The organism is Pseudonocardia sp. McavD-2-B (assembly GCF_024124365.1).
GTDB lineage: Bacteria > Actinomycetota > Actinomycetes > Mycobacteriales > Pseudonocardiaceae > Pseudonocardia > Pseudonocardia alni.
The window spans coordinates 1-5,308 of the sequence record NZ_JAMXSG010000337.1 but is presented as its reverse complement, the minus strand read 5'-3'; the positions used below and the strand labels follow the sequence as shown (position 1 = coordinate 5,308).

General features: G+C 74.6%; 5 protein-coding genes. 3 read left to right on the top strand and 2 right to left on the bottom strand.

What is annotated here, in order from left to right; translation table 11 throughout:
• The coding region (locus NH602_RS27690) for a M23 family metallopeptidase (RefSeq protein ID WP_253069330.1) at window positions 1–523 on the top strand (523 nt) is incomplete at its 5' end.
• A 1-nt stretch (window position 524) separates the two neighbouring features.
• Here NH602_RS27690 and sthA read toward each other — a convergent pair.
• Window positions 525–1,955 carry a Si-specific NAD(P)(+) transhydrogenase gene (gene sthA / locus NH602_RS27685; protein ID WP_253069329.1) on the bottom strand — a complete coding sequence of 477 codons (1,431 nt, stop codon included), beginning with the start codon at window positions 1,953–1,955 and terminating at the stop codon, window positions 525–527.
• A 57-nt stretch (window positions 1,956–2,012) separates the two neighbouring features.
• Window positions 2,013–3,506 carry an FGGY-family carbohydrate kinase gene (locus tag NH602_RS27680; RefSeq protein ID WP_179762398.1) on the bottom strand — a complete coding sequence of 498 codons (1,494 nt, stop codon included), beginning with the start codon at window positions 3,504–3,506 and terminating at the stop codon, window positions 2,013–2,015.
• Between the two features lie 299 nt (window positions 3,507–3,805).
• Here NH602_RS27680 and NH602_RS27675 point away from each other — a divergent pair, with 299 nt between their 5' ends.
• A complete protein-coding gene (locus tag NH602_RS27675; protein WP_253069328.1) occupies window positions 3,806–4,870 on the top strand; it encodes an FAD-binding domain-containing protein in 1,065 nt (354 codons plus the stop codon).
• A 69-nt stretch (window positions 4,871–4,939) separates the two neighbouring features.
• Window positions 4,940–5,308: DUF4192 family protein (locus NH602_RS27670; RefSeq protein WP_253069327.1), on the top strand; the 369-nt coding region annotated here is incomplete at its 3' end.

The following is a 5,308-nucleotide window of genomic DNA, read 5'->3' as shown; positions in this document are numbered from 1 at the left end:
CAGGGCCGCCTCCGCGGTCCAGGCCGCCACCGCCTCGGTCGACCAGGTCCGCAAGGCCGCCGAGGAGCGCGCCCGGGCGGCCGAGGCCGCCCGCGCCGCGGGTGCCACCGGCGCGCTGCAGTCCGCCTCCGCGGGCGGTGCGGTGTCGATCGTGACCGGCCGGGTCACCTCGGGCTTCGGTTCCCGCTGGGGCACGAAGCACATGGGGCTCGACATCGCCGCCCCGATCGGCACCCCGATCCACGTACCGATCGCCGGCACCGTCATCAGCTCCGGCCCCGCCAGCGGGTTCGGGATGTGGGTCCGGGTCCGGCACGCCGACGGCACGGTCACCGTCTACGGCCACATCAACCGCTCGCTGGTCTCGGTCGGCCAGAAGGTGGCGGCGGGCCAGCAGATCGCCGAGGTCGGCAACCGCGGCCAGTCCACCGGCCCGCACCTGCACATCGAGGTCGTCGACCCGGGCGGCACCAAGATCAACCCGAAGCCGTGGCTCGACGCGAACGGGTTCCGCTACACCTGAGTCAGGAGTTCTGGACCGACTCCAGCGCACGGATCTTGTTCGTCGCGTCCAACGCGGCGACCTTGTACGCCTCCGACAGCGTCGGGTAGTTCAGGACGGTGTCGACGAGGTAGTCCACCGTCCCGCCACAGCCCATGACGGCCTGCCCGATGTGCACGAGGTCGGTGGCGTTCGTGCCGAACACGTGCACCCCGAGCAGCCGGTGGTCCTCGGGCGACACCAACAGCTTCAGCATGCCGTAGGAGTCGCCGACGATCGCGCCGCGCGCGAGCTCGCGGTAGCGCGACAGCCCGGTCTCGTACGGGATCGACGCCGCCGTCAGCTCGGCCTCGGTCCGCCCGCAGAACGAGATCTCCGGGATCGTGTAGATGCCGATCGGCTGCAGCTCGTGCAGCTCGCGGACGGGCTCGCCGAACAGGTGGTAGGCGGCGAGCCGGCCCTGGTCCATGCTCGTCGACGCCAGCGCCGGGAACCCGATCACGTCGCCGACCGCTGCGATGTGCTCGACCGAGGTCCGGTACTGCTCGTCGACCTCGATGCGCCCCCGGTCGTCGGCCCGGACACCGGCCGCGTCCAGGCCCAGCTCCTCGGTCATGCCCTGCCGGCCCGCCGAGTACATGACCATGTCGGCCGGGATCTTCTTCCCGCTGGCCAGGCTGGTCACCGTGCCGCGGCCGTTCACCTCGACCGAGGACACCTCCTCGCCGAACCGGAAGGTGACCGCGGAGTCGCGCAGGTGGAACTTCAGCGACTCCACGACCTCCGGGTCGCAGAACCCGAGCATCGAGTCCCGCTTCTCCACCACGGTCACCCGCGTGCCGAGCGCGGCGAACATCGAGGCGTACTCGATGCCGATCACCCCCGCGCCGACGACGACCATCGAGCCCGGCACCCGGCCCAGCTGCAGCACCTGGTCTGAGTCGACGACCCGCTCGCCGTCGAACGCGACGGTGTCCGGGCGGGCCGGGCGGGTCCCGGTCGCGACGACCACGTGCGAGGCGGTGACCTGGTTGTGGTCACCCCGCCCCGTCCCCTCGACGACGACGGTGTGCGGGTCGGTGAAGCGCGCCGTCCCGGTCAGGATGTCGACGTGGTTGCGCAGCAGCTGGCTGCGCACGATCTCGGTCTCGCGGCCGATCACGTGCCGGGTGCGGGCCAGCAGGTCGTCGATGGTGATCTCGGACTTGACCCGGTAGCTGGCGCCGTACATCTCGCGCTGGCTGAACCCGGACAGGTACAGCACCGCTTCGCGCAGCGTCTTCGACGGGATGGTGCCGGTGTTGACGCAGACCCCGCCCATCATGTGGCCGCGGTCGGCGATCGCCACCCGCTTCCCGAGCTTCGCCGCGGCGATCGCGGCCTTCTGCCCACCGGGACCGGAGCCGATCACCAGCAGGTCGTAGTCGTGGGCGGGTGACTCGTCGGCACTCACCCGCACAGCGTGGTGGCCGCCGCGCCGCGCGGCAACCACACCGGTGTGAACAGCGTGTCACGCGCGGTAGGAGCGTCTCCGTTCGTCGGCGAGGAAGTGCGCGGTCTCCCGGGTGGCGGTGTAGAGCGAGCGGTAGTGCGGGTGGAAGCGGTCGTAGATCTCGCGGGCCGCCGGGTCCGGCTCGACCGTGCGGGCGACCGGGTTCCAGTCGCGCAGCCGCGGCTCGGCCCCGGTCGCGACGGCGGCCAGCCACGCGTCGCCGAGCGCGGCGCCGACGGTCTGCTCCGGCACGTCCTGCGGGACCCCGGTCACGTCGGTGACGATCCGGGTCCACAGCCCGCCCTGCACTCCGCCGCCGACGGCGACCAGGCGCTTCGTGCCGCCGCCCGCGGACCGCATGACCTCCAGGTTGTGCCGGACGCCGTGCGCGATGCCCTCCAGCGCGGCCCGGTAGACCTCGCCGCGGGTGTGCCCGGTGGTCAGCCCGGCGAGCACGCCGCGGGCGTCCGGGTCGAACAGCGGGGTCCGCTCCCCGGCGAAGTAGGGGAGCAGCAGCAGCCCGCCGCTGCCCGGCGGCACCTCCGCGGCCTCGGCGACGAGCCCGGTGAACCCCTCCCCGGTGAGGTCGCGCAGCCAGTTCGTGATCGCCCCGGAGGTCGCCATCCCCGCGGCCAGGGTGAACGACCCCGGTACGGCCCCGCGGGTCGTCCACATCGCCGGGTGCGGGTGCGGGCGGTCGATGACCTCGATGAGGAACATCGTCGTCCCGTACATCACCATGACCTCCCCGGCGCCGGTGACGCCGGCGCTGGTGGCCTCGGCCCAGGCGTCGACGGTGCCGGCGGTGACCGGCAGCCCCTCCGGCAGCCCGGTCGCGGCGGCCGCCGCCGCGCTCACCCGCCCGGCGACCTCGGTCGGCCACAGCAGCCGGGGCAGCGTGATGCCCGGGGCGGTGCGCTCGGCCCAGTCGGGCGCCCAGTCCGCGGCGGCCAGGTCGTACATCGGGTCGCACTGGCTGGCCGAGTGGTGGTCGAGCACGTACTCGCCGGTGAGCCGGTGCACCAGGTAGGACGAGCACATCAGGAACATCTCGGTGCGGGCGAACACCTCCGGCTCGTGCCGGGCCAGCCACCGCCACTTCGGCCCCACCGCCTGCGAGGACAGCGGTGTCCCGGCCCGGGCCAGGATCGCGTCCTCGCCCAGCTCCGCGTTCAGCTCGTCGATCTCGGTGCCGGCGCGGGTGTCGACGCCGTAGAGGATCGCCGGGCGCAGCGGGCGGCCGTCGCCGTCGGCGGGGAGCAGGGTCGGCCCGATCCCCGACACCCCCAGGCCGGCGAGCTCGGCGCCGTCGTCGAGGGCGGGCAGCAGTTCCCGCACGACCGCGACGAAGTCACCCCACCAGACGGCCTCGGCGTCGTGCTCCACGTGGCCGGGCAGCGGCTGTGCGGTCTCGTGCGCCCGGTCGGCCCGGGCCAGCACCCGGCCGCGGGCGTCGACGAGGACGCCCTTCGAACCCGACGTACCGATGTCGACGCCCAGATACACGTGCATGGGACGTTCCTACCGTCCCCCGCCCGCGGTGCACACAGAACGGGTGCAGAACATTCGTGCAGGTCGACGCGCGCGGTGGGCCGGGGCGCCGCAGACTTCTCCGGTGCAGCTGCCCACACCCCACCCGGACACCGCGACCGACTGGGTGCGCGAGCACCTCGGTGACCTCTGCCGCGACGAGCCCGTCGCCTCCGGAGCGTTCCGCGGCGGGCAGACCGCGGCCGACGCCGCCGTCGCGGCACTGGACCTGACCAGCTATGCGAAGCGGCGCAACGAGGTGCTGCCGGTGTCGCGGCGCGGTGCGACGGCGCTGTCGCCGTGGATCCGGCACGGGCTGGTCGACCTGCCGACCGCCTGGGACGCCGCCGCCGACGCCCCGCCGCGCGACCGCGCCAAGTTTCCGCGACGAGCTGTGCTGGCAGGAGTACGCCCGCCACCTCTACGCCCGGCTCGGCACCCGCACCCGCTCCGCGCTGCGCGCGGCCCCGGCCCGCGCCGAACAGGGATGGGACGAGCCGTGGCCCGCCGAGATGGCCTGCGTCGACGCCTGCCTCACCGAGCTGCACACCGACGGCTGGCTGGTGAACCAGACCCGCATGTGGCTGTCCTCGCAGTGGACCGTGCGCGCCGGGCACGAGTGGGCGGGCGGGGAGAGCGAGTTCTTCGCCCACCTGCTCGACGGCTCGCGCGCGGCGAACCGGCTCGGCTGGCAGTGGACCGTCGGCGCCGGCACCGGCAAGCCCTACGGCTTCTCCCGCTGGCAGGTCCGCAAGCGCGCCCCGCAGCTGTGCGGGAGCTGCGCGCTGTCCGACGCCTGCCCGATCGAGCACTGGCCCGCCGATCCGCCGTCGCGCCCGGCCCCCGAGCACGACCCGCGGCTGCGCTCGGACCCCGACCCGGAGACGACCGGGGGGCCGGCCGCCCCGGTCTCCACCGGCGCCGCGCCGGAGGCGGTGTGGCTGACGGCGGAGTCGCTCGGCGACGCCGACCCCGCCCTCGACGCCCACCCGGACCTGCCCGCGGTGTTCGTGTTCGACGAGCCGCTGCTGCGCCGGCTGCGGCTGTCCGGCAAACGGCTGGTGTTCCTCGCGCAGACCCTCGCCGACCTGGGTGAACGCCGTGCCGTGCTGGTGCACCGCGGCGTCGTCGCCGACGAGCTCGACGGCACGCCCGTCGCCGTCACCCACGCCCCGGTCCCCGGGTTCGTCACGCGCTCCGCCGCTGTCCGCCCGGTCGTGGTGCACCCCTGGCCGTGGCTGTACCGCCCGCACGCCGGTCCGGTCACCTCGTTCACCGCGTGGCGCAGGCGACTGCCCCGGCGCGGGGGGAAACCATCCACGACACCCCCTCGGCAAGGGGTGTGAGGCGGGACCGTCCACAGCCGGTCGGGTGACGGCGTTCCGCACGTCCCGGCCCGCGACGACCGTGGCAGCATGACCGCCTGCCCTCAGCCCGACCCCCTCCCCGGCCCCGGCCCCGGCCCCGGCCCGTCGCCGGGGGCGGAGGACCTGCCCGCCACCGGGTGGCCCCCCGGCACCGAGTCCGGTCCCGGTCTGCGGCTCGACCGGCCCGCCGAGCTGATCGCCGCGGTGCCGGTGCTGCTCGGCTTCCACCCCCGGGAGTCACTGGTGCTCGTCTCGGTCACCGGGCCGCACCTCCACGACCGGCTCGGGCTCACGGTGCGGGTCGACCTGCCGCGCTCGTCGGGGTCGGCCCGCCGGGTGTGCCGGGAGGCGGTCGGGGTGCTCGCCGGGGAACAGCCCGCCCGGGCACTGGCGCTCGTCGTGCGCGACCCGGGCCCC